The sequence below is a fragment of the Streptomyces sp. A1136 genome (genome assembly GCF_004795055.1).
Taxonomy (GTDB): Bacteria; Actinomycetota; Actinomycetes; order Streptomycetales; family Streptomycetaceae; genus Streptomyces.
On sequence record NZ_SSBJ01000006.1, the window covers coordinates 158,925 to 184,297 of the forward strand.

The window sequence follows — 25,373 nt, forward strand, 5'->3', positions numbered from 1 at the left end:
CGGGGAGGGCGACGGTGCGGACCGCCGCGGACGCCGCCCGGGCCGGGAGGCGTCCGCCGGCTGTGCGGACGAAGGGCCCGGCTCTGCGCGGCCGGGGCCCCGGCCGAGTGGCGGGGCCAGGATCGCGGCAGTGACGGCCGAGGAGCGGTATTGGGCCGGGGCCAGGGGCTGGACGTCGACCGACGGGGTGAGCATCAGGCTCAGGGCCCGGCCATAGCTGTGTCTCCCGTAGAGCGCGACAGCGGAGTTCGGGTCCGTCCGTCGCCCGGCAGGCCTGGACGAGAGGCACAGCCGTCGCCGGAAGGGTGGCCCCGGATGCCGGACAACCGGCCACGGGGACTCCTCAGTGGTCGGCTGCCCGGAAGCCGCGCAGACGCAGGCTGTTGCCGACGACGAAGACGGAGGAGAAGGCCATGGCCGCTCCGGCGATCATCGGGTTGAGCAATCCGGCCGCGGCGAGCGGCAGGGCGGCCACGTTGTAGGCGAAGGCCCAGAACAGGTTCGAGCGGATGGTGCCCAGGGTCCTGCGGGCGAGGCGGATGGCGTCGGCGGCGGCCCGCAGGTCCCCGCGCACCAGGGTCAGGTCGCCCGCCTCGATCGCGGCGTCCGTGCCGGTGCCCATGGCCAGGCCCAGGTCGGCCTGGGCGAGGGCGGCCGCGTCGTTGACGCCGTCGCCGACCATGGCGACGCTGCGGCCCTCGGACTGGAGCCGCTTGACGACGTCGACCTTGTCCTGCGGCATGACCTCCGCGATGACCTCGTCGATGCCGACCTCGGCCGCGACGGCCTCGGCCACCGCCTTGTTGTCGCCGGTGAGCAGGATCGGGGTGAGTCCGAGGGCACGCAGCCGCCGGATCGCCTCCGCGCTGGTGTCCTTGACGGCGTCCGCGACCTCCAGGACGGCGCGGGCCTCGCCGTCCCAGGCGACCGCGATCGCGGTGCGGCCGGCGGCCTCGGCCGCGGCCTTGGCCCGCTCCAGGGAGGGCGGCAGCGTCATCGCCCACTCGGTCAGCAGCTTCTCGCGGCCGACGAGCACGGCATGGCCGTCCACGACGCCCTGTACGCCGAGGCCGGGGATGTTGGCGAAGTCCTCGGGGGCCGGCAGGGCCCCGACCCGGGCGGCCGCGCCGGAGGCGACGGCCTGCGCGATCGGGTGCTCGGACGCGTGCTCCAGCGACCCCGCCAGCCGCAGTACGTCGTCCTCGGTGGCGCCCTCGACGGTGTGCACCGCGAGCAGCGTCATCTTGCCGGTGGTGACGGTGCCGGTCTTGTCCAGGACGATGGTGTCGACCTTGCGCGTGGTCTCCAGGACCTCGGGGCCCTTGATCAGGATGCCGAGCTGGGCGCCGCGGCCGGTGCCGACCATCAGGGCGGTCGGGGTGGCCAGCCCCAGGGCGCACGGGCAGGCGATGATCAGGACCGCGACGGCGGCGGTGAACGCGGCGGTGAGGCCGGAACCGGAGCCGAGCCAGAAGCCGAGGGTGGCCAGCGCGAGGCCGATGACGACCGGTACGAACACGGCGGAGATCCTGTCGGCCAGGCGCTGGGCGGCGGCCTTGCCGTTCTGGGCGTCCTCGACCAGCTTGGCCATCCGGGCCAGCTGGGTGTCGGCGCCGACCCGGGTGGCCTCGACCACCAGGCGTCCGCCCGCGTTGAGGGTGGCACCGGTGACCGGGTCGCCGACTCCGACCTCGACGGGCACGGACTCGCCGGTGAGCATCGAGGCGTCGACGGCGGAGGAGCCCTCCACCACGGTGCCGTCGGTGGCGATCTTCTCGCCGGGGCGGACCAGGAAGCGGTCGCCCGCCCGGAGTTCGGCGGTGGGGACGGTGACCTCGCGGCCGCCGCGCAGCACCGTCACCTCCTTGGCGCCCAGTTCCAGCAGCGCCTTGAGCGCGGCCCCGGCCTTGCGCTTGGAGCGGGCCTCGAAGTACCGGCCGGCCAGTATGAACGCGGTGACGCCGGCCGCCGCCTCCAGGTAGATGTTCCCGGCGCCGTCGGTGCGGGCGATCGTGAACTCGAAGGCGTGCGTCATGCCGGGCGTCCCGGCGGTCCCGAAGAACAGCGCCCACAGCGACCACAGGAACGCGGCCGTCGTGCCCACCGAGATCAGGGTGTCCATCGTGGCCGCGCCATGACGGGCGTTGGTCCAGGCGGCGCGGTGGAAGGGCCACGCGGCGTAGGTGACCACAGGAGCGGCCAGGGTCAGGGAGAGCCACTGCCAGTACTCGAACTGGAAGGCGGGGACCATCGCCAGCGCGATGACCGGCAGGGCGAGCCAGACCGCGGCGACGAGCCGTTGGCGCAGGGGGCGCAGTTCGTCGGGCTCCTCCGCCGGCGTTTGAGGGCCGCCGTCCACGGGGGCGCGCACCGGCTCCCGCGCGGTGTAGCCGGTGGCCTCGACGGTGGCGATCAGGTCGGCCACGGAGATGTCGGCGGCGAAGCTGACCTTCGCCTTCTCGGTGGCGTAGTTGACGGTGGCCTCGACCCCGTCCATGCGGTTGAGCTTCTTCTCGATGCGGGCCGCGCACGAGGCGCAGGTCATGCCGCCGATGGCGAGCTCGACCTGGGCGGCGCCGGCTGTGGTGGTGGTCATGAGTACTGCTCCTCGTTCGAGCGGGGTGGGGGCCGGGGAGCCCGGCGGTCCGGGCGGGTGACGCGGGGCGCGGGGACGGGCCCCGGCGGCCGGATCGGGCCGGTGTCAGGCGGCCCGGCCGGTGAGCTCGTAGCCGGCGTCGTCGATCGCGGCGGCGATCGCCGCGTCGTCGGGGTCAGCTGCCGTGGTCACGGTGACCAGACCGCCGTCCACGTCGACGTCGACGGAGAGGACGCCGTCGAGCGCGCTCACCGAGGCGGTGATGGCGCTCTTGCAGTGGCCACAGCTCATGCCGGAGACGCGGTAGGCGGTGGCGGTGCTGTCGGCGACGGCCGTCGCCCCGGCGCCGGTGCCGCAGCTGCCGTCGGGGGTGCAGCAGGAAGACATGGATCTCTCCTTCGTGGATCGGATCGCGATACCCTGAGGGGGTATCTCTGTCGGCTTCCAGGTATACCCCCCATGGGTACCAGGCGCAAGCGGCGACCGAGCTTGACTAGATACCCCCCAGGGGTATGGTGAAGTGCATCGGACCGCCGAACGCGGCACCACGTCCCACGGGAGAGCAGCCATGAACACCGGAGTGAGGATCACCGCTTATGCCGCCGCGCTCGCAGCGACCTTCGGAGCCGCGTACGGGGTGGGCAAGGGCGTCGGCCCGGTGGGCGCCCCGGGGTCCTCGCCGCACACGGCCCACGCGACTCAGGCCGACGCGCCCGGTTCGGGCGGCGGCCACGGGGGTCACGAGGAGGCGGCCCAGGGGCCGGCCGCCGGAGGCTTGCAGATCTCGGAGGGCGGCTACACCCTCGCCCTCGACACCGCGCGGATCGCGCGCGGAGCGGGAGAACTGAGGTTCTCCGTCAAGGACCGCGAAGGCCGCAAGGTCACCGCGTTCAAGACCGAGCACGGCAAGGAACTGCACTTCATCGTCGCCTCGCGGGACCTGACGGTCTACCGGCACCTGCACCCGGTCCGCGCGCTGGACGGCACCTGGTCGACCCCGGTGGACCTGCCGGCCGCGGGCGCCTACAAGGTCTTCGCCGACTTCACCCCCGCCGCCGGCGCCAAGGGCGTCACCCTCGGCGCGGACGTGTCCGTCCCCGGCCCGTACACACCCGCCCCGCTGCCCCCGGTCGCACCCACCGCCGAGGTGGACGGCTACCAGGTGGCCCTGGCCGGCGCCCTGGACCCGGGCAGGGCGGGCGAGTTGCGGCTCACCGTGAGCAAGGACGGCAAGCCGGTCACCGACCTGGAGCCCCACCTCGGCGCCTACGGCCACCTCGTCGCCCTGCGTGACGGGGACCTCGCCTACCTCCACGTCCACCCCAACGCCGGTGGTCCCGGGCCCGACGTCTCGTTCACCGCGACGGCCCCGAGCGCCGGCACCTACCGACTCTTCCTGGACTTCCGGCACCAGGGCACGGTCCGCACGGCCGCCTTCACGGTCCAGGCGGGCACCGCTCGGGCGGACGTCGGCCAGGCCGTTCCGCGGCCCCCCGCCGCCGCGGACCCGACCACGCCCGAGCAGGGCGAACACTCCCACTAGGTCCCCTCGTACAGGGGGCCCGGCCGTGACGCTCCCGGTGGCGGCCGGGGGAGTGCGATCGAGAGGGGACGGCACGGCCGTCCTGTCCGCCGGACGGCCCCGTCCATCCGCCGCCCGGCGTACGCCTCGCCTGCGGAAGACAACGCCGGCTCCTACAGTGACGTACACCGTCTACGTCCCCGTCGTCACCGGAGCCGGCGTTCCGGACCGGGGCGATCACCCGAGGGAGCGGCGCCCATGACCCTTCCAGTGGACCTACCCGTCCCGAGTCCGGTGGACCTCCCCGACCCGAGGGCCCTGCCCGCTCTCGACGGAGCCTCCCTCGACGGCCGCCTCTACACACGCGTCACCGGGCTCGCCGGACGCGCGCCGGACTGGTTCGACGCGCTGGTCTCCCACTGGTCGGCCTACGGTCTGGCCCTGTTCGCCGTGCTCATGCTGGTCGCCTGGTGGCGGGCCAGGCCCGGGGACGCCCCGCGGATCGCGATGGCACTGGCCGCGCCCCTGGTGGTGGCCCTCGCCTACACCGCGAACACGCTGATCAAGACGGTCGTCCGCGAACAACGCCCCTGCCTGACCCTGCACACCGTCACGCTGGAGAGCTGCCCCGCACCGGACGACTGGTCCTTCCCGAGCAACCACGCCGCCATCGCGGCCGCCGCGGCGGCGGCCCTCTGGCTCGTCGACCGCGGACTCGGCGTCATCGCTGCCCCGGCCGCGCTGCTGATGGCCTCGTCGCGGGTCTGGGTCGGCGCCCACTACCCCCACGACGTGGTGCTGGGCCTGGTGGTCGGCGCCGTCGTGGGCCTGCTCCTGACGGGCGCGTCCCGGCGCGCCGCACCGCTCGTGGAACGGGCCCGCGCCTCCCGACTGCGGCCGTTGGTGGCGCCGCGCTGAGTCTCGGCCCTGTCGGGACCACGTCCAAGGGGCCGCGGACGGCGGGCGGGGCCCTTGCAGGCACCTTCCGGCACGCCTCGTCCGAGGTTCGAGCGCCGCTCGGCCGGTCGATACGGCGGCCTTCCCTAACCTGCCGGTCAGAAGGTTCCGAGCACCTCCCGGTGGTCCGGCGAGGCATCGCGACGAGACGTGGACACGGTCGGTCGGCCGTGGGGACGGGACGAGATGACGGACATCGGCACCACCGACGATCGGGTCCCCCGGGGGGCGGACACCACCGAACCCGGCCACCGGGACCAGAGATGATCCCGCTGTCGTTCGCCCAGCGCCGCCTGTGGTTCCTCCACCGGCTCCAAGGCCCCTCGGCCACCCACAACGTGCCGTTCGTCCTGCGCCTGCGGGGCGAGCTGGACACGGCCGCGCTCGAAGCGGCGGTACGGGACCTGGTGGCCCGGCACGAGAGTCTGCGCACCCTGTTCGTCGAGAACGAGCACGGCGACGCGTTCCAGCGCGTCGCGCCCCCCGCCGGCGTGCCGCTGACCGTCCCGGTGTCGGTCGTGACGCCCGACGAGGTACCGACCGCCGTGGCGCGGGCCGTCGCCCATCCCTTCGACCTCACGGCGGAGATCCCCCTGCGGGCCACCGTACTCAGGTGTGCGCCCGAGGAGCACCTGCTGGTGCTGGTGGCCCACCACATCGCCTGCGACGAGGAGTCCGGCAGGCCCCTGACCCGCGACCTGTTCGCCGCCTACGAGGCACGACGCGCGGGGCACGCGCCCCGGGACGGCGAACTGCACGTGCAGTACCAGGACTACACGGTGTGGCAGCGCGACCTGCTGGGCGACGAGAACGACCCCGCCGGTCTCGCGACGGCCCAGGTGTCCTACTGGCGGGAGGAACTCGCCGGCGTCCCGCAGCCGTCGGCGCTCCCCACCGACCGCCCCCGCCCCCCGGCGGCGAGCTACCGCGGCGACCTGTACGAGTTCGCGCTCGACCGGCGGTTGCTGGCCGGCGTGGAGGTGCTGGCCACACGCCACGGCGCGACGGCGTCGGTGGTGATGCAGTCCGCCCTGGCCGTCCTCCTGCACCGACTGGGCGCCGGGGACGACCTCACGATCGGCTGCCCCGTCACCGACCGCGCCGAGGAGGCCCTCACCGACCTCGTCGGATGCCTCGCCAACACCTGGGTGCTGCGGCTGGACCTCACGCGCAACCCTCCCTTCTCCGAACTGCTCGCGACGGCCGCGACCAAGGCGCTGAACGCGCACGACCTGCACGACGTGCCGTTCGAGCGGCTGGTGGAGCTGATCGCCCCCGAGCGTTCCACCGCCTACCACCCGCTGTTCCAGGTGCGGTGTGCCTGGCAGCCCTCCCCGCCGCCGATCGAGGTCCCGGGGCTCAGGGTCGCCTTCGAGCCCGCCTGCACCTCCGCCGCCACCTGTGACCTGTCCTTCCTCGTCGTCCCCGAACCGGCCGGCGGAGCCCGGGTCCGGCTCACCTACGCCACCGATCTGTTCGACCGCGCCACGGTGGAGCGGATCTCGGCCCGGTTCCTGCGCGTGCTGCGCGCCGTCGTCGCGGATCCGGGGGTGCGGGTCGGGGCCGTGGACGTCCTCGACGCCGAGGAGCGCGCACACCTCCTGCGGCCGGCGGGCGACCGCCCCGGAGCCGGGTCCTGGGAGAGGCCCGCCGAGACGCCCGGGGAGACGGTCGTCGCGCTCTTCGAGCGGCAGGCGCGGGCGACACCGGACGCCCCGGCCGTCCTCGACGCGAACGGCACCCGCCTCACCTACGGGCAACTCGACGCCCGGGCCGACCGGGTGGCGCGCGAACTGGTCCGGCGCGGGGCCGGTCCCGAGAGCCTCGTCGCGCTCGCCCTGCCCCGGACCGCCCGGTTCGTCGTCGGACTGCTCGCCGTCCTCAAGGCCGGCGCCGGCTACCTGCCGCTCGATCCCGACCGGCCCGGCCCGACGCCGTTCGACGCCGTCCTCGCCGCCGCGCGCCCGCGGTTGCTCCTCACCGACTCCGCCGCCGCGGCGGCCTGCGACGTCCCGCGCGTGTGCCTGGAGGACGTCCGCGCCGAGGCGCCGGGAGACCCGGTCCCTCTCGCCGTCCCACGGCCGGATCAACTCGCCTGCGTGCTGTACGCCCCCGAAGCGCCCGGGGGAGTCGCCGTCACCCATCGGAACATGGCCGACGGCGTCCGCCGGCTGACCCGGCGCCTCGGCGTCCTCGCCGGTCGGCGGATGCTCACCGCCTCACCATCCGGCTCCGACGCGTCGGCGTACGAGATCCTCACCCCCCTCTGCGCGGGCGGGAGCGTCGAAGTGGTCGGCGGTCCCGAGGTGCCGGCGTCCGGGCGCGGCCGGTCCGCGCAGGTGATCGGCACGACCCCGACGGCCTTCGCGGCGTCGGTGGAGGACACGCCGGCGCCGGACGCCCGGGCGCGGACCGGCGTACGGGCGGTGGTCCTCGGCGGGGAGCCGCTGCCCGCGCACCTGGTGGAACGGGCTCGGGCGGTCGCGCCCGGGGTCCGGGTGGTCCACGCCTACGGCCCCGCCGACGCCTTCTGCGTCCCCGGGTTCGGGCCGGACGTCCCCGCCCCGGACTCCGCCCTCGACCCGACGGACCGCGGCGGGGTGTGGACGTACGTCCTCGGGCCGGGTCTCGCTCCCGTCCCGCCGGGGACGGTCGGCGAACTGTACGTCGGCGGCGCCGTGGGCCGCGGCTACCTCGGGCGGCCGGGAATGACGGCGGAGAGGTTCGTCGCGGACCCCTACGGTCCGGCCGGTGGGAGGATGTACCGGACGGGTGACCTGGCGCGCCGGGACGTCGACGGACGGCTGGAGTACCTCGGCCCCGCCGACGCGCAGGCCACGACGGCCGGGCCGGTCGTGGAGACGGCCCGGGTCGAGGCCGCGCTGACGGCGCACCCGGGTGTCTCCCAGGCAGTGGTCGTCGCCCGCGAGGACCGCCCTGGCAGCCCGCGCCCGGTGGCCTACGTCGTACCCGGTGGCGTGACGAGTGGCGGCGACCACGATCACGGCGACGACCACGGCGACGATCACGGCGGCGGGCTCCGGGCAGAGCTGCGGCGCTTCGTCTGCGCACGGCTGCCCGACTACCTGGTGCCCACTGCCTTCACACTGCTGGACCGGATGCCGCTGACGCCGAACGGCACCCTGGACCGGGCCGCGCTCCCCGCACCCGACCGCGCCGACACCGCCTACCGCGCCCCGCGCACCGCCACGGAAGAGGTGCTGGCCGAGGCGGTCGGGGAGGTACTCGGCCTGGAACGGGTCGGCGTCGACGACGACTTCTTCCTCGTCGGCGGCGACAGCATCCGCTCCGTCCAGACCGCCGCCCGGGCCCGCGCCCGGGGCGCCGACGTGAGCCCCCGCGAAATCTTCGAGCACCGCACCGTGGCGGACCTGGCGCTCGTCGCCGCCGAACGGGCCCCCGACACCCCCGAGCCGACCGAACCGGACGACGACGGCGTCGGCTGGATGCCGCTGCCCCCGGGGGCCCGGGAGCTCCAGGACCGCGGCGGCGACCGCCTCCCCCTCGCGCAACTGCTCGAACTCCCTTCGGACATCGACCTGTCCACCATGATGGCCACCCTCGGGGCGGTCCTGGACCGCCACGAAGTGCTGCGCTCCCGGTTGGTGCGGGACCCCGAACCCGGCCTGCGGATCGAGCCCACCCGGCTGGTGAGCCCGGTTTCGCTGGTACGCCGGATCCCGTGCGGCGGCCCGTGGGACGACGAGCTGATCGCCGCCGAACTGGACGCGGCCGCGGCCCGGTTGGACCCGGAGTCCGGGGTGATGGTCCAGTTCGTGTGGTTCGACCGCAGCGCCGTCGGGGCGGGTGGCACCGGACGGCTGCTGGTCGTCCTGCACCCCTTCGTCGCCGACGCGGCGTCCTGGCACGTTCTGCTGCCCGACCTGGCCGAGGCCTGGGCCAGGGCCCGCTGCGGGGTCCCCGTGCTGCCCCGGGCGGGAACCTCCGTACGCGCCTGGGCGCACGCGCTGGAGAACGAGGCACGCCGTCCCGACCGGGCGGCGGAGGCGACCGCCTGGCGCGAGGTCCTCGCGGCGCCGGACACCGTCCTCGGCAGCCGCCGACCCGACCCGGCCCTGGACCTGACCGCCACCGTTCGGACGGTAGGGGTCCGCGTCCCCGCCGCCGTGGGCGAAACCGTGCTGACCACGGTTCCGGCCGCCTTCCGCTGCCCGGTGGAGGACGTACTGCTCACCGCCCTGGCCCTGGCGCTGGCCCACTGGCGCCGGGGCAGGGGCGACGCGCAGACCTCCGCCCTCATCCGCCTCGAAGGCCGCGGCCGCTCGCGTCGGGCGGTGCCGGGCGCCGACCCGACCCGGACCGTCGGCCGGTTCGCCGCGTCCTTCCCCGTACGCCTGGAGGTCGGCGGGATCGACCTGGACGAGGCACTCGCCGGCGGGCCCTCCGCCGGACGCGCCCTCAAGACCGTCAAGGAGCAGTTGCGCGCCGTACCGGACGAGGGCATCGGCTACGGACTGCTGCGCCACCTCAACCCGGGGACGGCCGCCGAACTGGCCGCCCGCCCCGAGCCGCAGATCGGGTTCGGGTACCTGCGCCGCTTCGGCGCCGACGACATGCCGGTCGGCCTTCGCGGCCTGGGCTGGCTGCCGGCGAGCGACGACGAGCCGACCCCGACCCCGACCCCGACCCCGACCCGGGACGGCCGGCTGCCCGTCCGGTCGGCACTGGAGATCGGCGCCCGCGCGACGGAAGGCGGGGACGGCCCCGAACTCGCCGCCTCCTTCGGCTTCCCGGCAGGCGTGCTGTCCGAGGCGGAGGTGTCGGAGCTGGCCGGCCTGTGGGTCACCGCGCTCACCGGCCTGGCCCGGCACGCGCGTCGGCCGGGCGCCGGCGGGCTGACGCCCTCGGACGCTCCGCTGGTGCGGGTGGCGCAGTCGGAGATCGAGGAGTGGGAGGCCCGCCACGGGCGGCTGGCCGAGGTATGGCCGGTGTCCCCGGCCCAGTCGGCGGTCCTGCGACCGGCCGGCCCCGTCGGGTCCCGGTCCGGGCCGCGGCCCGTGCAGTTCGTCATCCCGGTGGAGGGCCGGGTGGACCCCGTACGGATGCGGGCCGCCGGACGGGCCCTGCCGGCGCGCCACCGGCAGTTGGGCGCGGACTTCGGCACGGCCGCCACCGGCGAGCCGGTCCGACTCGTCCCCGAGGACGTGCGGCTGCCCTGGCGGTACCTCGACCTGGCGGGGGCCGACGAAGCCGTCCGCGAGACGGAGACCGGGCGGCTCCTCGCCGCGGAGCGCGCGGCCGGGTTCGATCCGCTCGCCCCGCCACTGCTCCGGCTCGCCCTGATCGGCCTGGGGGAGCGCGCGCGGCTGGTGTTCACCGCGCACCCCGTGTTGTTCGACGACCGGTCGGCGGCGGTGTTGACGAGGGACCTGGTCCGGCTCTACCACGTGGGCGGTGACGCGTCGCTCCTGGCGCCGGCGCCAGGCTACGGCGACTACCAGGCCGGGCCGGGACGGGGAGAGGCGACCGGGGTCCCCCTCCCGGCCGTCCCCCTCCCCGCCGCTCTCCCGGCCGAGACCGAGGCCGGGACCTGGGGCGAGACCGGGACCGGCCGGGTCGAGGTCGAGGTGACGGCCGGTGAGGCGCGGGCGCTGTCGCGGCGGGCGGCCGAACTGCGGATCACGCCCGAGACGCTGATCGAGGGCGCCTGGGCGATCCTGCTCGCCCGGCTCGGCGCGGGTCGCGAGGCGGCGTTCGGCGTACGCGTCCACGGCCGCCCGGACGCGTTGCCAGGGGCCCACGAGATGGTCGGCCTCTTCGCCCGCACCGTCCCGGTGCGGGTCTCCTACACCCCCGGCGACACGGTGGGACGGCTCCTGCGGGCGCTGGACGGGCGCGCCGGCCACGGCCCGGGCGCGACCGGCCGGCACACCGGTCGGACGACGCCCTTCGACTCGCTGGTCGTCCACGAACCGTGGCCGGACGCCCCGGACGGCCCCTTCGGGGCCACCGCGTCGGCGGGCATCACGCTCACCGGCATCCGTCCCGTCGCCGGTTCCCCGTACCCCCTGACGCTGCGCGTCGCCGGGCCCGGCACCCGGTTCACCCTGGAGTTCCGCAGCGACCGCCACGAGCGGAGCGCGGTGGAGGGGCTCGCCGCGTCCTTCGCCCGGGTGCTGCGCCAGGTGGGGGCCGATCCGGCGATGCCGGTGGACGCGGTGGGGGTGTACGCGCCGCCACGGGAGCGGGCCGCCGCCGTCTGACCGGGGAAGGGTTGCGGGCGGGCCGCCGCGCCCGCCTGACCTCGGCCGTCACGGCTGCGCCACCTGGCTTGGGCGTGCCCGCCGCGGGCTCCGCGGCGCCCGCCGGGGACCAGTCCGGCGGCGGCGCCCCGACGCCGCGGAGCGCGGCAGCCCCGGCCGAACAGCGGACGTCCACGTTCACGGTCCGGTCCCTTCTGCTCCCCCGGGCAGGCCCCGGACACCCCGGCAGGCCGGCAGGCCTCCGGCACCCCCGCACGCCCCGGGCACCCCCGCGGCCCCCCGACACCCCCGCAAGCCCCGGTGCCACCCCGGGCAGGCCCCGGGCGCCCCGGCCAGGCCGCTCGGCACCCCCGGCGGGCCCCCGGCACCCCGGCGGGCCGTCCGCTACACCGGCAGGCCGGTCGGTTCCTTGATCCGCTTCATGATGATCTGCGAGTTGACCTCGGTGACCCCGGACAGGGCCGTGAGCTGCTCGATCCACAGGCGCTCGTAGGCCCGCAGGTCCGCCACCGCGATGCGCAGCAGACAGCCGGGGCTGCCGAAGAGGCGGTAGGCCTCGATGACGTCGGGGATGTCCTGCAAAGCGGCCTCGAAGGCCTCCACGGCGGCCCGGTCGCGGCGCACCTCTACCGACACCAGCACCTCGAAGCCCCGGCCCACCGCCTCCGGGTCGATGACCGCCTGGTAGCCCTGGATCACCCCGTCCTGTTCCAGTTGCCGGACCCGACGCATGCAGGGGGAGGGCGTGAGGCCCACGCGCTGGGCCAGTTCCTGGTTGCTGAGGCGGCCGTCCCGTTGGAGCTCGCGCAAGATTTCTCGATCAATGGCGTCCATCACGCAATTATCACTCGCCAAATGTTACACGCCGGCCGGAATCGGCAATCGCATTGCGCGTAGATCTCTCTATCATTGCCGGTTGTAGCAAATCAGTGCGGACTTCGTACGAGAGAAGGGTGGGACCGGGGATGGGACGCGTCGTCGTCATCAGCACCGGCGGGACGATAGCCAGCCGTTGGCAGGGCTCCGGGTTCGCCGCCGACGCCGACGGCAGCGAGGTGATCGCCACCGCGCCCCTGCCCGAGGGCGTCACCGTCGAGGTGGTCGACCTGTTCAGCGTGAACAGCCCCCGCCTGACCACCGCCCACCAGCTCACCCTGCTGCGCACGGTCCACGAGGTGCTCGCCGACCCGGACGTGGACGGCATCGTCGTCACGCACGGAACCGACACGCTGGAGGAGTCGGCCTTCCTCCTCGACCTGCACCACCACGACCCGCGCACCGTGGTGTTCACCGGCTCGCAGCTCCCCATGGGCTCCGCCGACGGGGACGGCCCCGGCAACCTCTACGACGCGCTGCTGACCGCCGCCACCACGCGGGGGCTCGGCGTGCTGATCGCCTTCGCCGGCCGGGTGCACGCGGCGCGCGGCACCGTGAAGACCCAGGCCGTGGCCCTGGACGCGTTCGCCGACCCCTCGAAGGAACTGCTCGGCAAGGTCGGCTTCGGCAAGGTCACCGTCCTGCGCACCCCGCAGCGCCCGGCCCCGCTCGCGCTGCCGGCGATGCCGGAGATCCCGCCGCGCGTGGACATGGTCATGCACCACGCCGACGGTGACGCGACGCTGTTGAACGCCGCCGTGGCGGCGGGCGCGCGGGGGATCGTCCTGATCGGGACGGGCGCCGGCAACGCGACGCCGCAGATCGTGGACGCGGTCGCCGCGGCCGTCGCCCGCGGGGTCCTCGTCGCGCTCACCACGCGCGTGGCCGCGGGCCCGGTCACCGAGATCTACACGCACGGCGGGGCGGTCGACCTGGTCGCCGCCGGAGCCGTGCCGACGGGCACCCTGCGGGCCGGACAGGCCCGCATCGCGGTCCTGTCCGCGCTGCTCGCCACCGACGACGCGGCCGAACAGTCCCGGTTGCTCCGCACGGCCCTGTCCTCGGGCGACCCGGCCCTGGTCGCCACCGGCGCCTGACCCACCCCGGTCGCCGGCGGGACCCGACCGGCGGGGTCCGTCGCGCGGCCCGCGCCGTGGGCCCTCGCAGGAGCCCCGGCCGGCCGAGGTCCCAGGCGTGGCACCCCGCGCGGTCAAGGGTCCCATCCCGCGCGGCCCCTAAAATCAGGCGCCGCGCGGCCCCTGGGATCAGGCGCTGCCGAAGGCCGCCAGGATCTGGTCCGCCGCCAGGGTCGGGGTCAAGGACCCCTCCCGGACCGCCGCTTCGAGTCCGGGCGCCAGGGCCCGTACCGCCGGGTTCCCCCGGAGCCGTCCCAACAGCTCCTCGCGGACCATCGACCACGTCCACTCCACCTGCTGCGCGGCCCGCTTGGCGGCGAGACGGCCACCCGCGTCCAGCAGCCGGCGGTGCTGCTCCAGCCGGTTCCAGACCTCGTCCAGGCCCACCGACTCGCGGGCGCTGCACGTCAGGACCGGCGGGGTCCACGCCGCGTCCGCCGGGTGCATCAGCCGCAGCGCGCCCGACAGTTCACGCGCCGCCGCCTTCGCGTCGCGCTCGTGGGGGCCGTCCGCCTTGTTGACCGCGAGGACGTCCGCCAGTTCCAGGACGCCCTTCTTGATGCCCTGCAACTGGTCGCCCGTGCGGGCCAGCGACAGCAGCAGGAAGGAGTCGACCATCCCGGCCACCGTCGTCTCCGACTGCCCGACGCCGACGGTCTCGACGAGGACCACGTCGTAGCCCGCCGCCTCCATCACGATCATCGACTCGCGCGTCGCCTTGGCGACACCGCCCAGCGTCCCCGCCGACGGCGAGGGCCGCACGAACGCCGCCGAGTCGACGGCGAGCCGCTCCATCCGGGTCTTGTCGCCCAGGATGGAACCGCCCGTCCGCGTGGAGGAGGGATCGACGGCCAGGACCGCCACCCGGTGGCCCAGACCCGTCAGCATCGTGCCGAACGCGTCGATGAACGTCGACTTGCCGACGCCCGGCACCCCGCTGATGCCGATCCGCCGGGCCCGCCCCGCGTGCGGCAGCAGCTCCGTCAACAGCGCCTGCGCCGAAGCCCGGTGGGCGGGCAGGGTGGACTCGACGAGCGTGATCGCGCGTGCGATGAACGCGCGCTTCCCGTCGAGCACCCCCTTGGCGTAGGCCTCGACGTCGATCTTCGGAGCCATCGTCTCGCGCCCGCCCCTACAGCTCGTGACCGAGATCCGCGGCCAGCCGCGTCACCAGGTCGTGCGCCGCGTCCGGGATCACCGTGCCCGGCAGGAAGACCGATGTCGCGCCCATCTCCAGCAGTGTCGGGACGTCCGCCGGCGGGATCACCCCGCCCACCACGATCATGATGTCCTCGCGGCCCTCCTGCGCCAACTGCTCGCGCAGCGCCGGTACGAGGGTCAGGTGACCGGCCGCCAGCGACGAGACGCCCACCACGTGGACGTCCGCCTCGACGGCCTGGCGGGCCACCTCCGCCGGGGTCTGGAACAGCGGGCCGACGTCCACGTCGAAGCCCAGGTCGGCGAAGGCCGTCGCGATCACCTTCTGGCCGCGGTCGTGCCCGTCCTGACCCATCTTCGCCACCAGGATGCGCGGCCGGCGGCCCTCGGCCTCCTCGAACCGGTCGATGAGCGCGCGCGTGCGCTCCACGGACGGGGACTCGCCTGCCTCGGTGCGGTACACACCCGAGATCGTACGGATCTGGCTCGCGTGCCGCCCGTAGACCTTCTCCAACGCGTCCGAGATCTCACCGACCGTGGCCTTGGCGCGGGCCGCGTCGACCGCCAGCGCCAGGAGGTTGCCGTCCCCGCGATCGGCGGCGTTCGTCAGGGCCCGCAGCGTGTCCTGCGTACGCGCCTCGTCCCGCTCCTCGCGCAGCCGCCGCAGCTTCTCGATCTGCCTGCTGCGAACCGAGGAGTTGTCGACCTTGAGGACCTCGATGGCCTCGTCGTTCTCCACCCGGTACTTGTTCACGCCGATCACCGGCTGGCGTCCCGAGTCGATCCGGGCCTGCGTGCGCGCCGCGGCCTCCTCCACGCGCAGCTTCGGGATGCCGGCGTCGATGGCCTGCGCCATGCCGCCGGCCGCCTCGACCTCCCGGATGTGCTGCCACGCCCGGCGCGCCAGGTCGTACGTCAGCTTCTCCACGTACGCGCTGCCGCCCCAGGGGTCGATCGACCGGCAGGTCCCCGACTCCTGCTGGAGCAGCAACTGTGTGTTGCGCGCGATGCGCGCGGAGAAGTCCGTCGGCAGGGCGAGCGCCTCGTCCAGCGCGTTGGTGTGCAGCGACTGGGTGTGGCCCTGGGTCGCGGCCATCGCCTCGACGCACGTGCGCGTCACGTTGTTGAAGACGTCCTGCGCGGTCAGCGACCAGCCCGAGGTCTGCGAATGGGTACGCAGCGAAAGGGACTTGGCGTTCTTCGGGTCGAACTGCTTGACCAGGCGCGCCCACAGCAGACGCGCGGCGCGCAGCTTGGCGACCTCCATGAAGAAGTTCATGCCGATCGCCCAGAAGAACGACAGGCGCGGCGCGAACGCGTCCACGTCCAGCCCGACCGCCTGCCCGGCACGCAGGTACTCCACGCCGTCCGCCAGGGTGTACGCCAGCTCCAGGTCGGCCGTGGCCCCGGCCTCCTGGATGTGGTACCCGGAGATCGAGATGGAGTTGTACCTCGGCATGTTCCGCGAGGTGAAGGAGAAGATGTCGGAGATGATCCGCATCGAGGGCTTCGGCGGGTAGATGTAGGTGTTGCGGACCATGAACTCCTTGAGGATGTCGTTCTGGATGGTCCCGGCGAGCTTGTCGGGGGAGACGCCCTGCTCCTCCGCCGCCACGATGTACAGCGCGAGGACCGGCAGCACCGCGCCGTTCATCGTCATCGACACCGTCATCTTGTCCAGCGGGATCCCGTCGAACAGCTGCCGCATGTCGTAGATCGAGTCGATCGCCACGCCCGCCATGCCGACGTCGCCCGTCACCCGGGGGTGGTCGCTGTCGTAACCGCGGTGCGTGGGCAGGTCGAAGGCGATCGACAGGCCCTTCTGGCCGGCGGCGAGGTTGCGTCGGTAGAAGGCGTTGGACTCCTCGGCCGTGGAGAAGCCGGCGTACTGGCGGATCGTCCAGGGCTGGTTGACGTACATCGTCGGGTACGGGCCCCGCAGGTACGGCGCCACGCCCGGGTACGTCCGCAGGAAGTCCAGGCCCTCCAGGTCGGCCCCGGTGTACAGCGGCTTCACGCCGATGCCCTCCGGGGTCTCCCACAGCAGGTCCGCGGCCGCCGTGCCGGTGGACTCCTTGACGGCGGCCCGCCACTGCTCCTCGGAACCGGCCGGGGCCGCCCCGGAATCCAGCGGGAGGGCGGAGAAATCGGGGATCGCGGTGCTCAAGACGCCACCTTCATCCGGTCGAGAACGGAGGACAACACGGCGACGGCGTCACAGCCGGCGAAGACGTACTCGTCCACTGCCGCGCGGGCGGTACCGGGCTTGCCGGCGAGGAACACGGTCGTCGCGCCGGCCGAGCGCAGGGCGGCGGCCACCGCCTCGGCCTGCTCCTCGTACAGGGCGTCGCTGGAGCACAGCACCGCCATGCCGTCCGCGCCGCTCGCCGCGTACGCGGCGGCCGCCGTGTCCGGGTCCACGGACACCGGGTCGTGGACCGGCTCGACTCCCCCCGCCTGGAACAGGTTCGCGGCGAAGCCGGCGCGGGCGGTGTGCGCGGCCGCCGGACCGAGCGCGGCGAGGAAGATCCTCGGCCGGGCGCCGGTCGCCGCGAGGTGCGCGTCGCTGCGCGCGCGCAGCGCCTCGTACGCCTCGTCGCGCCGGACGCGCGGCAGACCGCCCGTCGGTCCCGCGGGGGCGGGCTCTCGTACGACCGGCTTCTCCGACAGGTGCGGGAACTCGCTGACACCGGTGATGGGTTCGCGGCGCTTGGCCAGCTTGGCGGAGCGTACGGCCCAGGTGGCGGCGAGCCGCTCGGCGACCAGGCCGGAGCGCAGGGCGGCCGCCTGGCCGCCCGCCTTCTCCACGGTCTGGAAGAACTCCCAGGCCGCCCGGGCGAGTTCGTCGGTGAGCTGCTCGACGTAGTACGACCCGCCGGCCGGGTCGATCACCCGTGACAGGTGTGACTCCTCCAGCAGGATCGTGGAGGTGTTGCGGGCGATCCGGCGCGCGAACGCGTCCGGCAGGCCCAGCTCGTGGTCGAAGGGCAGCACGGTGACGGCGTCCGCGCCGCCCACGCCCGCCGCCATGCAGGCGACGGTGGTGCGCAGCATGTTCACCCACGGGTCGCGCCGGGTCATCATCACCGGCGAGGTCACCGCGTGCTGGCGCTGCGTGCCCGCCTCCGGGGCGCCGCAGGCCTCGGCGACGCGGGCCCACAGGCGGCGCGCGGCGCGCAGCTTGGCGATGGTCAGGAACTGGTCGGCGGTCGCGGCGTAGCGGAACTCCAACTGCCCGAGGGCCGCGTCGAGGCCGAGACCGGCCTCCGTGAGGGCCCGCAGGTACGCCACACCGGTGGCCAGCGACAGGCCCAGTTCCTCGGCGGCGCTGCCCCCGGCCTCGTGGTAGGGCAGGGCGTCCACGGTCAGGGCCCGGACGTGGGGCCAGGCGCCGGCCGTCCCGGCGGCGAGGGCGGCGGCTTCGGCGAGGTCCAGCGGTTCACCCGTACGGGCCTCGTGGCCCAGCGGGTCGGCGCCCAGGGAGGCGCGGGCGGCCTCGGGGGCCACCCCGCGCTCGGTGTACAGGGCCAGCAACGCGCGGGCCACGTCTGCGTATCGGGCGCCGGCGTCGAGGGTGACCGGGGCGAGGTCGAGGTAGACGCCCTCCAGGGCGCGGCCGATGTCGGCGACCGGGAAGCCGCCTTCGCCGACGGTGAGCCACAGGGAGGTGGTGCCGTTCTCCAGGTCGGCCAGCGCGGCCTCGTTCACCCGCGCCGGATCGGTCCCGGCGAGCCGCTGGCGCACGTCCCAGCCGGAGGCGGAGGTGCCCTCGGGCCGGCCGCCGCGTACGAAGGGGGCGAAGCCGGGGAAACCGGTCGCGTCCTCGCCGGGTCGTGCGGTGTACAGCGGGCGGGTGCGGAGCCCGTCCTCAAGTGTCGTGGACAGCGCGTCTTCAGCTGCCTCGCCGGTGACTTCCTTGCCCGACTTGCGCAGTACGCCCTCAACCAGGCGCTGCCACTGCTCATGTGTCGCGTCAGGAAACTCGGCGGCCAGGGAGAGCCCGTCGTCAGGCAGGACCGTCATGGCTCGAATGCTAGGGGGGCCGCTCAAGCGTGACCATAACCGTCGGATGTGATCTCGCACTCGCAGGTCAGGCCCCCGACCCGCGTCGCGCCCCTCGCCCCCACCGGCCCCGCCCGACGTCCCCGCCGACCCCGGCGCGGGTGTGCCGGTCGACCGGGACGGGGTCGCGGAGTGGACCTTCCCACGTCGGCGGAGCCCCCGACGTGGCGGCGGCCCCCCCACCACCGACCGCGCGGCGGGGGGTCCCCGGGTCCCTGTCGGGCGGGCCTGCGCGAGGTCGGGCTCGCTGGGCCGGGCAGGGAGCCCGAGCGCGTCCCGCGGGGCACCGGCGTGGCGGGGGCGTTGCGGAGGCGTGAAATCAGGCCACCGTTTTCGGCCGGTCAGGGTATCCCGCCACACCCCCGCAGGGCGGCCGAATCAGCAGGTCAGCCACCCTGTAGGCGCCCTCGGCGCACCCTGCCCCCAGGCCGCCGCACGGGGGTTGACCGCCGGCCGGGCCGCTGACACGCTCCGGGACATGTCCGCGACCGTGCACCTCGCCCCGCGGCTCCACACCCCCGGCCCCTGTACCGCGCCGGGCGAGTGTCAGGGCCGCTGTCCGGCACCCCGCCGCGCCTGAGCGCCGCGCCCCGCCGTACCCCCGCCCGGCCTGAGCGCCGCGTCCCCGACGCGCCCCGCCATGCCCGTCGCGCACCCCTTCACCACCCCTGCCCCCGCCGCCGCCTTCCCCGCGCCGGTGCCCCTTCCGCTGCGGAAACGAACCCGCACGCACCTCCAGGGAGCTCCCATGACCACCGTCACCACCCCCGTCACCGTCACCCGGATCGGCGGCCGCATCGGCGCCCACATCGACGGCGTCCGCCTCGGCGGCGACCTCGACGCCTCCACCGTCGCCGAGATCCGCGCCGCCCTCCTCGCCCACAAGGTCGTCTTCTTCCACGGCCAGGAGCACCTCGACGAGGCAGGCCACGAAGGCTTCGCCCAACTGCTCGGCACCCCCGTCGCGCACCCACCGTCCCCTCCGCCGACGGCCGTTACGCCCTCGGCATCGACTCCCACCACGGCGCCCGCGCCAACCAGTGGCACACCGACGTCACCTTCGTGCCCGCCTACCCGGCCTTCTCCATCCTGCGCGCCGTCACCATCCCCCCGTACGGCGGCGACACCCTCTGGGCCAACACGGCCACGGCCTACGCCCACCTCCCCGAGCCGCTGCGCGCCCTCGCCGACGGCCTGCGCGCCGTCCACTCCAACGAGTACGACTACGCGGCCCTGCGTCCCGACGCCCTCCCTGAGGCGCTCGCCCAGTACCGCGAGGTGTTCACCTCCACCAGCTTCCTCACCGAGCACCCGGTCGTCCGCGTCCACCCCGAGACCGGCGAACGCACCCTGCTGCTGGGCAACTTCGTCCAGCGGATCAGCGGCCTCACCGGCCGGGACTCGCGCCTGCTCCTCGACCTCTTCCAGGCCCACATCGAAAGCCCCGAGAACACGGTCCGCCACCGGTGGCAGACCGGTGACGTGGCGATCTGGGACAACCGCGCCACCCAGCACTACGGCGTCGACGACTCCGACGACCACGAGCGCACCCTGCGCCGCGTCACCGTCGACGGCGACGTCCCGGTCGGCCCGGACGGGCTCCCGTCCCGCCTGATCAGCCCGGAGAGCGTGCCCGACCCCTCCTTCGGAATCGCCTCCGGCGCCTCCACGGCCGCCGCCTGAGGGCCACCGCCCGACCGTCCCCGACCCGCCCCACCAGGAGCGCCCCGTGCCCAGACTGCTCGCCCTCACCGGCAGCCCCTCCCTCAACTCCCGCACCGCGATCGTCGCCGACCACGTCCTGCGCCGCCTGACCCACGCCGGCTTCGAGACCTCACACCTCGCCCTGCGCGAGCTGCCCGCAGCCGACCTCCTCTCCGCCCGCCGGGGCGAGCCGGAGATCCGCCGGGCCCTGGAAGCCGTCGCCGAAGCGGACGGCCTGGTCATCGCGACCCCCGTCTACAAGGCCGCCTACACCGGGCTGCTGAAGTCCTTCCTCGACCTGCTCCCGCAGGACGGCCTCGCCGGCAAGACCGTCCTGCCGCTCGCCACCGGTGGCAGCCTCGCCCACGTCTTGACCATCGACTACGCCCTGCGCCCGGTCCTCGCCGCACTCGGCGCCCGCCACGTCACCGCCGGTCGCTTCGTCCTGGACTCCTCCGTCGAGCGCGGCGCCGGTCCCGACCGGTTGCGGCCGGAGGCGGAGCTGGACCTCTTCCAGGCGGTCGACGAGTTCGCCGACGCCCTGCGCGCCGCCGACACCGCCGCCCTCACCCCCGCCCCGTAGCCCTTCCCAGATCCTGCGACCCGACCCGCGACAAGGACCAGCCATGCCCGCAGCCTTCACCCCGACCCCCACCTCCCGACGCCAGTTCCTCACCCTGCTCGGCATCTCGGCGGCCGCGGTGAGCTGCGGCACGGCCACCGCCACCGGCGGCTCCGGCGGCCAGGGCAAGCAGGTCACCACCCTCAAGTACCAGGGCGCCGTCGGCTCGGTCATCCTCCCCGAGCTCGCCGCCGACCTCGGCTACCTCGGCGGACTCAGCCTCGAATGGGTCGGCAACACCATCAGCGGTCCCCAGGACATCCAGTCCGCGGCAACCGGCCAGACCCACTTCGGCGGCGCCTTCAACGGCGCGATCGTCAAGCTGGCGGAGAGCAAGGCCCAGATCCAGGCCGTCGTCTCCTATTACGGCTCCGACAAGGACACGTACCTCGGGTACTACGTCCTGGAGGACAGCCCGATCCGCTCCGCCCGCGACCTGATCGGCAAAAAGGTCGGCATGAACACCCTGGGCGCCCACGCGCAGGCGCTCCTCGACATCTATCTGGAGCGCAACGGCCTCTCCAGGGCGGACGCGGGCAAGGTCGAACCCCTCGTCGTCCCGCCCGTCAACACCGAACAGGCCCTGAGACAGAAGCAGATCGAGGTCGGCGTGCTCAGCGGCGTCCTGCGCGACAAGGCCCTGGCGGCCGGCGGGATACGCCCGCTGTTCAAGGACTTCGAACTGCTGGGCGCGTTCAGCGCCGGTTCGTACGTGATGACGCGGCGCTTCATCAAGGAGAACCCCGACACCGTACAAACCTTCACCACCGGCGTGGCCAAGGCCATCGAGTGGTCCCGCACCACCCCGCGCGAGGAGGTCGTCGCCCGTATGACGGAGATCATCAAAAAGCGCGGCCGTAACGAGGACACCTCGACGCTCCAGTACTGGCGCTCCTACGGGGTCGCCGAGCCCGGCGGCCGCATCGCCGACAAGGAGTTCCAGCTCTGGCTCGACTGGCTCGGCGGCCGCGGCGAGATCAAGAAGGGCCGACTGAAGCCCGGCGATCTCTACACCAACGAGTTCAACGGACTCGGAAAGGGCTGACGGCCGCCATGGCGAAGATCGTGTTCGACTCCGTGACGAAGACCTTCCCGACCAAGGAGAAGAAGAACAAGAAGGAAAGGAACAACAAGGGGGAGTTCACCGCCCTCGACGGCATCGATTTGGAGATCGAGGCGGGCGAGTTCCTGGTGGTCGTCGGCCCCAGCGGGTGCGGCAAGTCCACCCTCCTGGACCTCCTGGGAGGCCTGACCCGGCCCGCCTCCGGCCGCATCCTGCTCGACGGCGAACCCGTCACCGGGCCCGGGCTCGACCGGGGCATCGTCTTCCAGCAGTACGCGCTGCTGCCCTGGCGGACCGCCCTCGGCAACATCGAATTCGGCCTGGAGGCGCGGGGGGTCCCGCGCGGTGAACGAAAGGAACGAGCCCGGGAGTTCCTGGACCTCGTCGGCCTGACCGGGTTCGAGGACCGGCATCCGCACGAGCTGTCGGGCGGCATGCGCCAACGCGTCGCCATCGCCCGCTCGCTGGCCTACGACCCCGACGTGCTGCTGATGGACGAGCCGTTCGCGGCGCTCGACGCGCAGACCCGCGAGGCGCTCCAGGACGAGTTGCGGCGCATCTGGCAACGCACGGGCAAAACCGTCGTGTTCATCACGCACGGCATCGAGGAGGCCGTGTACCTCGGCCAACGGGTCGCCGTCATCACCTCCCGCCCGGGGCGCGTCAAGGCGGTCGTCCCGGTGTCGTTCGACGCCCGCGGCGACGGGGCGACGGGGGAGGACCTGCGCTCCAGCCCGGAGTTCGCCCGCTACCGGCACGAGATCTGGACCCTGCTGCACGACGAAGTGGCCCGCGCCCGGCAACTGGAGAAGGAGGAGGCCACCGCATGAGCACCGGAATCGACACCACGACCCTCGCGGCACCACCCGCCACCACCACCGAGGCGGTATGGAGCCCCGCGCGCCCCGCCGCCCCGCCCGCCCCCCGGACCACGGGCCGCCCGGCGGGCCGCGCGACAGCCGCCGGAGCGTCGGCGCTGCGCCGGCTGGGCGCCGCGCTGCTGCGCTCGGCGGCGATCATCGCCCTGCTCGCCGTCTGGGAGGCGGCGCCGCGGCTCGGCCTCGTCGACGCGACCTTCCTGCCCCCGGTCAGCGAAGTGGCCCGAGCCTGGTGGGAGCTGCTCGGCGACGGGCAGCTCGCCGAACACACGCAGGCCAGCCTCGTCCGCTCCTTCGGAGGCTTCGCCATCGCTGTCGTCGTCGCCGTCCCGCTCGGGCTGTTGATCGGCTGGTACCGGCCGGTCGCCGTCCTGCTCGGTCCGCTGCTGGAGGTGTTCCGCAACACGGCGGCCCTCGCCCTGCTGCCCGTCTTCGTCCTGCTGCTGGGCATCGGGGAGACGTCGAAGGTCTCGATCGTCGTCTACGCCTGCGTCTGGCCGATCCTGCTGAACACGATCAGCGCCGTGGGCACCGCGGACCCGACGCTGGTGAAACTGGCCCGATCCATGGACCTGTCCACCCCTCGGCTCTTCCAGAAGGTGATCCTGCCCGCCTCGGTGCCCGCGATCTTCACCGGCATCCGGCTGGCGGGCGCGGTGTCGATCCTGGTGCTCGTCGCCGCCGAGATGATCGGCGCCAAGGCGGGGCTGGGCTATCTGATCAACGCCTCGCAGTTCAACTTCGCCATCCCCCAGATGTACGCGGGCATCGTGACCATCTCCGCGATCGGAGTGGCCTTCAACCAGCTCCTCGTCACCGTCGAGCGCCGCCTCAGCCTCTGGCGCGTCCCCGCCTGACCCGCGGCGTCCCCGCCCCGCGCACCACCCGTACCCACCCCGAGGAACAGACCATGACCGCACCGCGGACCCTCCACCTCAACGCCTTCCTGATGAACGCGGGTCACCACGACGCCGCCTGGCGACACCCCGGGAGCAGCCCCGAACGCGTCACCGACCTGCGGTACTTCCAGGAACTGGCCCGTACCGCCGAGCGCGGCCGACTCGACTCGATCTTCTTCGCCGACGGCCTCGCCCTCTGGGGCAAGGCCCGCTACAACGCCCTCGGCGGCTTCGAGCCGCTCACCCTGCTCTCGGCCATCGCCGCCGTCACCGAGCACATCGGGCTGATCGCCACCGTCTCCACCACCTTCAACGAGCCCTTCCACACCGCCCGCAAGTTCGCCTCCCTCGACCACATCAGCAACGGCCGCGCCGGCTGGAACATCGTGACCTCCGGCACGGTCGACGAGGCCCGCAACTTCAACCGGGACGAGCACCTGGAGCACCGCCTCCGCTACGACCGCGCCCGCGAGTTCCTCGACGTCGCCACCAAGCTGTGGGACAGCTGGGAGGACGACGCGATCGTCCTCGACAAGGAGCGCGGCGTCTACGCCGACACCGACAAGCTGCACCCCGCCGCCCACCGGGGCGAGTACTTCGGCGTGGCCGGCCCCCTCAACGTGCCGCGTTCCCCCCAGGGCCACCCCCTCCTCGTGCAGGCCGGCTCCTCCGAGGACGGCAAGGAGTTCGCCGCCCAGTACGCGGAGGCGGTCTTCACCGCCCAGCAGACCCTCGTCGACGGCCAGACCTTCTACAAGGACCTCAAGTCCCGCCTCGCCAAGTACGGCCGCTCCGAGGGCGACCTGCTGGTGCTGCCGGGCATCGCCCCCGTCATCGGTTCCACCGAGGCGGAGGCCAAGGCCCTGGAGCAGGAGCTCACCGACCTCCAGGTGCCCGAGTACGGGCTCGCGCAGCTCTCCGGCATGCTCGGTACGGACCTCACCGGCCTCCCCCTGGACGGTCCGCTCCCCGAGCTCCCCGAGGAACGCGACATCAACGGCAACAAGAGCCGTTTCACCCTCGTCGCCGAACTCGCCCGGCGCGACGGCCTCACCCTGCGCGAACTGATCGCCCGCCTCGGCGCCGGGCGTGGGCACCGGGTCTTCGCGGGTACCCCGGAGCAGATCGCCGACCAGCTGGAGGAGTGGTTCACGCGGGGCGCCGCCGACGGCTTCAACATCATGGCGCCCGTGCTGCCCACCGGTCTGACCGACTTCGTCGACCACGTCGTGCCGATCCTCCAGCGCCGAGGCCTGTTCCGCACGGAGTACACGGGCCGCACCCTGCGCGAGAACTACGGCCTGGCCCGCCCGGCGAACCGGTACGTCAAGGAACCCGCCTGAGCGGCCACACCCGAGCCATCGACCCGTAGGGCGCCGGAGCGGAACGCTCCGGCGCCCTACGGGCGTTCCCCGGTCCTCAGGCGGTCAGGACGATCCCGCCCCGCATCCTGCCGGCGGCACTCGGCCGGGTCCACGGGCGGTGCGCCCCGAGTCGAGGCCCGCGTCGATGCCCTCGGGGGCCGACTCGCGGATACGGTCCGCGGGGCCCTCGCCGTGGAGCACGGCCCCGGCGCCGGGCGGGCGCGGGCAGTCGTGGTCGTGCGCCCCTGCGCCGTCGTCCGCGTATGTGATTGCCTTCATGGTCGTCGCGGC

General features: G+C 74.0%; 16 protein-coding genes and 1 pseudogene. 10 read left to right on the forward strand and 7 right to left on the reverse strand.

The window, feature by feature from the left end; translation table 11 throughout:
• Window positions 1-343: 343 nt before the first annotated feature.
• Both E6R62_RS08035 and E6R62_RS08040 read right to left on the reverse strand, forming a co-directional pair.
• Window positions 344-2,596 carry a cation-translocating P-type ATPase gene (locus tag E6R62_RS08035; protein ID WP_136212614.1) on the reverse strand — a complete coding sequence of 751 codons (2,253 nt, stop codon included), beginning with the start codon at window positions 2,594-2,596 and terminating at the stop codon, window positions 344-346.
• A gap of 105 nt (window positions 2,597-2,701) precedes the next feature.
• Window positions 2,702-2,983 carry a cation transporter gene (locus tag E6R62_RS08040; protein ID WP_136212615.1) on the reverse strand — a complete coding sequence of 94 codons (282 nt, stop codon included), beginning with the start codon at window positions 2,981-2,983 and terminating at the stop codon, window positions 2,702-2,704.
• 181 nt (window positions 2,984-3,164) lie between these two features.
• On the opposite strand from E6R62_RS08040, the gene E6R62_RS08045 reads away from it, so the two are divergent.
• The 3 genes from E6R62_RS08045 (at window position 3,165) to E6R62_RS08055 (ending at window position 11,320) form a co-directional block, all read left to right on the forward strand.
• Window positions 3,165-4,139 (forward strand): hypothetical protein, encoded by a 975-nt coding sequence (locus tag E6R62_RS08045; protein ID WP_136212616.1) that lies wholly within the window; start codon window positions 3,165-3,167, stop codon window positions 4,137-4,139.
• A gap of 237 nt (window positions 4,140-4,376) precedes the next feature.
• On the forward strand, window positions 4,377-5,036 hold the full coding sequence (locus E6R62_RS08050) for a phosphatase PAP2 family protein (protein WP_136212617.1): 660 nt from the start codon (window positions 4,377-4,379) through the stop codon (window positions 5,034-5,036).
• 302 nt (window positions 5,037-5,338) lie between these two features.
• Complete coding sequence (locus E6R62_RS08055) at window positions 5,339-11,320, forward strand: condensation domain-containing protein (protein WP_136212618.1); 5,982 nt, start codon at window positions 5,339-5,341, stop codon at window positions 11,318-11,320.
• Between the two features lie 384 nt (window positions 11,321-11,704).
• On the opposite strand, the gene E6R62_RS08060 is transcribed toward E6R62_RS08055, so the two are convergent.
• Window positions 11,705-12,154, reverse strand: a complete 450-nt coding sequence (locus E6R62_RS08060) for an Lrp/AsnC family transcriptional regulator (protein ID WP_136212619.1) — start codon at window positions 12,152-12,154, stop codon at window positions 11,705-11,707.
• A gap of 131 nt (window positions 12,155-12,285) precedes the next feature.
• On the opposite strand from E6R62_RS08060, the gene E6R62_RS08065 reads away from it, so the two are divergent.
• Window positions 12,286-13,293: an asparaginase gene (locus E6R62_RS08065; protein ID WP_136212620.1), complete on the forward strand. Its 1,008-nt coding sequence runs from the start codon at window positions 12,286-12,288 to the stop codon at window positions 13,291-13,293.
• Window positions 13,294-13,461: 168 nt separating this feature from the next.
• On the opposite strand, the gene meaB is transcribed toward E6R62_RS08065, so the two are convergent.
• From meaB to E6R62_RS08080, 3 genes are read right to left on the reverse strand one after another with little or no spacing between them, the layout of a single operon-like run.
• Window positions 13,462-14,448 (reverse strand): methylmalonyl Co-A mutase-associated GTPase MeaB, encoded by a 987-nt coding sequence (gene meaB, locus E6R62_RS08070; protein ID WP_136212621.1) that lies wholly within the window; start codon window positions 14,446-14,448, stop codon window positions 13,462-13,464.
• A 16-nt stretch (window positions 14,449-14,464) separates the two neighbouring features.
• The gene (gene scpA, locus E6R62_RS08075) at window positions 14,465-16,657 is read right to left on the reverse strand and encodes a methylmalonyl-CoA mutase (RefSeq protein WP_206308682.1); all 2,193 of its coding nucleotides are present in this window, start codon (window positions 16,655-16,657) and stop codon (window positions 14,465-14,467) included.
• Complete coding sequence (locus E6R62_RS08080) at window positions 16,654-18,513, reverse strand: methylmalonyl-CoA mutase family protein (RefSeq protein WP_136212622.1); 1,860 nt, start codon at window positions 18,511-18,513, stop codon at window positions 16,654-16,656. The genes scpA and E6R62_RS08080 overlap by 4 nt, the downstream gene beginning before the upstream one ends.
• A gap of 787 nt (window positions 18,514-19,300) precedes the next feature.
• Between E6R62_RS08080 and E6R62_RS08085 the strand changes: the two are divergent.
• The 6 genes and pseudogenes from E6R62_RS08085 to E6R62_RS08110 all read left to right on the forward strand — a co-directional run bounded on the left by E6R62_RS08085 (window position 19,301) and on the right by E6R62_RS08110 (window position 25,061).
• Window positions 19,301-20,235 (forward strand): annotated as a pseudogene (locus E6R62_RS08085) (TauD/TfdA dioxygenase family protein).
• Between the two features lie 46 nt (window positions 20,236-20,281).
• The gene (gene ssuE / locus E6R62_RS08090; RefSeq protein ID WP_136212623.1) at window positions 20,282-20,839 is read left to right on the forward strand and encodes an NADPH-dependent FMN reductase; all 558 of its coding nucleotides are present in this window, start codon (window positions 20,282-20,284) and stop codon (window positions 20,837-20,839) included.
• 43 nt (window positions 20,840-20,882) lie between these two features.
• Entirely contained in the window at window positions 20,883-21,923 is a 1,041-nt protein-coding gene (locus tag E6R62_RS08095; RefSeq protein ID WP_136212624.1) for an ABC transporter substrate-binding protein, read from the forward strand.
• Window positions 21,924-21,931: 8 nt separating this feature from the next.
• Window positions 21,932-22,771 carry an ABC transporter ATP-binding protein gene (locus E6R62_RS08100; RefSeq protein ID WP_136212625.1) on the forward strand — a complete coding sequence of 280 codons (840 nt, stop codon included), beginning with the start codon at window positions 21,932-21,934 and terminating at the stop codon, window positions 22,769-22,771.
• Window positions 22,768-23,676: an ABC transporter permease gene (locus E6R62_RS08105; RefSeq protein WP_240801537.1), complete on the forward strand. Its 909-nt coding sequence runs from the start codon at window positions 22,768-22,770 to the stop codon at window positions 23,674-23,676. The genes E6R62_RS08100 and E6R62_RS08105 overlap by 4 nt, the downstream gene beginning before the upstream one ends.
• Before the next feature lie 53 nt (window positions 23,677-23,729).
• Window positions 23,730-25,061, forward strand: coding sequence for an LLM class flavin-dependent oxidoreductase (locus E6R62_RS08110; RefSeq protein WP_136212626.1), 1,332 nt, complete (start codon window positions 23,730-23,732; stop codon window positions 25,059-25,061).
• A gap of 84 nt (window positions 25,062-25,145) precedes the next feature.
• Here E6R62_RS08110 and E6R62_RS40245 read toward each other — a convergent pair whose 3' ends face one another.
• Window positions 25,146-25,361, reverse strand: a complete 216-nt coding sequence (locus E6R62_RS40245; RefSeq protein WP_206308683.1) for a hypothetical protein — start codon at window positions 25,359-25,361, stop codon at window positions 25,146-25,148.
• Window positions 25,362-25,373: the final 12 nt, after the last annotated feature.